General features: G+C 36.9%; 3 protein-coding genes. 1 reads left to right on the top strand and 2 read right to left on the bottom strand.

Annotation, left to right across the window (positions count from 1 at the left end; genetic code table 11):
* Both ASL19_RS10225 and ASL19_RS10220 read right to left on the bottom strand, forming a co-directional pair.
* Positions 1 to 482 (bottom strand): serine protease (locus ASL19_RS10225; RefSeq protein WP_161808595.1); only part of this gene is annotated, 482 nt, incomplete at its 3' end.
* Positions 483 to 505: 23 nt separating this feature from the next.
* Complete coding sequence (locus tag ASL19_RS10220) at positions 506 to 2,008, bottom strand: serine/threonine-protein kinase (RefSeq protein WP_057178259.1); 1,503 nt, start codon at positions 2,006 to 2,008, stop codon at positions 506 to 508.
* A 162-nt stretch (positions 2,009 to 2,170) separates the two neighbouring features.
* Here ASL19_RS10220 and ASL19_RS10215 point away from each other — a divergent pair.
* A partial coding sequence (locus tag ASL19_RS10215; RefSeq protein ID WP_235528980.1) for a COP23 domain-containing protein occupies positions 2,171 to 2,582 on the top strand: 412 nt, incomplete at its 3' end.

Below are 2,582 nucleotides of genomic sequence, written 5' to 3'. Positions count from 1 at the left end.
TATCCCCCCGGTCTTGCTTTTGTTATAATCCGGGTAATTCTATCAGAACTGAAATTAAGATCTTGGTTCGCAGGAAATCCACTGACGTAAATATCCTCCCCTCTGGTGATTCTGTTGGAGTCTCCTGGTTCTACTACTCTATATTCCTGAATACTGTTAAATTCTAGGGTGGCTAGGTCAAGATTGGCTATTTTTCTGAGGTTGTTTAATTGATGTTTTCTCCCATCGGGGGTGATGATTTCAAATTTACCGGTTGGGTGATTCTCGAATACATGGGAGTTGGTTAATACTGTGTATGTGTTGCCATTTCTACCAATGATAACTCCAGAACCGTTGCTAATACCTGTAATACGAATGGTTACCTGGGTGGCAATATCCGCAATTTCTTTTGGTCTAAGTGCTAGGGTAATATGGGAGGGAATGGTAATAAAAGCAACGATAATTCCGATAATAACCAGCTGGGTAAATTTTTGGGTCTTCATTTTCTGCAAATAACCGCTATGACTTATTTTATGTCAAAGGTATTTATCATGGCTTCTAGGGTGGGTAGATATTTTTCATACTCCCCTTTTACTCCTTTATAGGATATGTAATATCCTTTGCTGTCATGGACGGTTCCTATTTCTAATATTTGAAATTCACATTGGTTTTCTTTCATAGTGTAACGCAGTTTATATGCTGATTTTTTGGCTAGAAGGGTGTTTCCTTTGGTCTCGTCTCTGATTTCTATTTTATTGTTTTTTCTGATTTGCTCTTGTACTTTTCTTTTGTATTCTTCTACAGATAAGGGTGTTGGTAGTTCTTGTCTGCTAATGAATATTTTGGATGTGCAATCTTTTGATTCATTTTGTTTTGGTATGAACTCTACTAGATGTGTATCAAACGATTGTGGTTTATAGTCCCATTGGTCGGAATAGGCAATTTCAATATTGTTTTCTGTATACTTTTTGTTAAGGATGGGTGGTGGGTTGAAATAATTTGATATTATATTTCTAATTGGATCTATTAGGAGTATGGCAATAATTATACTTGTGCCTATGCCGCTAGTAACTATAATTCTAAGCTTTAGATCTTTATTGTCTTCTGCTATATTGGTGGGAGCTATGGGAGTTCGGGGTGGTTGATAGGGTGGTGGGGATGGAAGCATGGATTTAATTGCTTCTAGTGCCTCTTGGGCTGTTTGATAACGCCTTCTGTGGTTTGTCATCACCATTTTATCAATTATGTCTGATAGTGGTTGGCTGATGTTTGGAGCATATCTATGCCAGTCAAGGGTTTCGTTAGATTGGTTACCTAATCCATTACCGGTGGGATGGATAAAAATGTGTGAGTCGAAGGAGTGACCAGTTAATGCTTGGATAGCAATTACTCCTACAGCATAAATATCACTGCTGAAAAATGCCTCACCCTCACCTGCTATTTGTTCGGGAGGTGAGTAACCGGGACTGCTGATTAGCGTGGGAGGGCGCTGGTTATTGTTTTGTATTTGGCTTTGACTAATTATTTCTTTTACTGCGCCAAAATCAATTAATACTATTTTATTATCGTTTGTACGTCTGAGAATATTGGATGGTTTAAGGTCTCGATGAATTAAATTGTTTTTATGCAAGAAGCTTAATACTTCTAGTATGTCTTTTATGAGTCTAGTTACATATTCTTCATCTTTAATATTTTGTGTTATTTCTTTTGTTAAATTATGACCTTCTATATATTCTTGTAGTAAATAATATTCGCTTTCTTGGTTAAAGTAGTCAATGAATTTTGGTATTTGATTGTGTTTTATTTTTCGGAGCTTTTCAGCTTCTCGCTTAAATAACTTCAGTCCTATTTCCAAGTTTATTGGTGAGTTATTTTCAGGTTTAAATTGCTTAATGACACATATTTGTTTGGTGCTAAGCTCTTCGGCTTTAAAGGTAATACCAAAGCTTCCGTTACCTAGTTTCTCTGTAATTTCATATTGTTTATTTTCTGTGGTGGTGATTATTTGACCGATGGTAAGTGTGTTCATTATATTACTTGGTAGAGAGGTGGTTTTAAAGTCTGGCAACATTATACAGGATTATAAGTATGTTGGGGGTAAACTTTGTGGGGGAACATCGGTGGATGATTATCAGTTAAGGTGTTATGCTGGCTATGTAAGGAATTAATTGGGTTTTAAGGTATTGAATAATTGATTGATAAGGAGGATATGATGCAGGTGAGTTTAAAGAGTAGTATTTTGGGTTTGAGTATGGTGGGTGCTGCGGTTCTTGTTTTTGGTGAACCTGGTGTCGCAGGGGAAAATAAGTTTTTCTGTACTAGGGAGGGGGGTGTGCCAGTTACTAAGGTGCGCACTGCTCGAGGTAATGAAACATTTATTATTTGGGAACGGGATTTTCACAAATATCCTGCAACTAAACGGTGTGGAATTATATCTAACAAGTTACAACGTTTCTATGAAAATGGAGAAGTACATTTTAAAACAGGTATTGTGAATCAATACCCAGTTGTATGTATTAGCAACAGACAGAATACACGTTGTTCTGGGGATAACTTGTTGGTAACTCTCCCTCAAGGTGAAGATAGTGTATCCGTGCTAGAGG

The sequence above is a fragment of the Cylindrospermopsis sp. CR12 genome, from assembly GCF_001432185.1.
GTDB lineage: Bacteria > Cyanobacteriota > Cyanobacteriia > Cyanobacteriales > Nostocaceae > Raphidiopsis > Raphidiopsis raciborskii.
Note: the sequence above shows the minus strand (reverse complement) of the source record. Positions and strands in the feature narration are given on the sequence as shown.

Bases quoted from the DNA above. Each gene is read 5' to 3' on its own strand.
- ASL19_RS10220 (WP_057178259.1), bottom strand. From the start codon at position 2,008: ATGAACACACTTACCATCGGTCAAATAATCACCACCACAGAAAATAAA.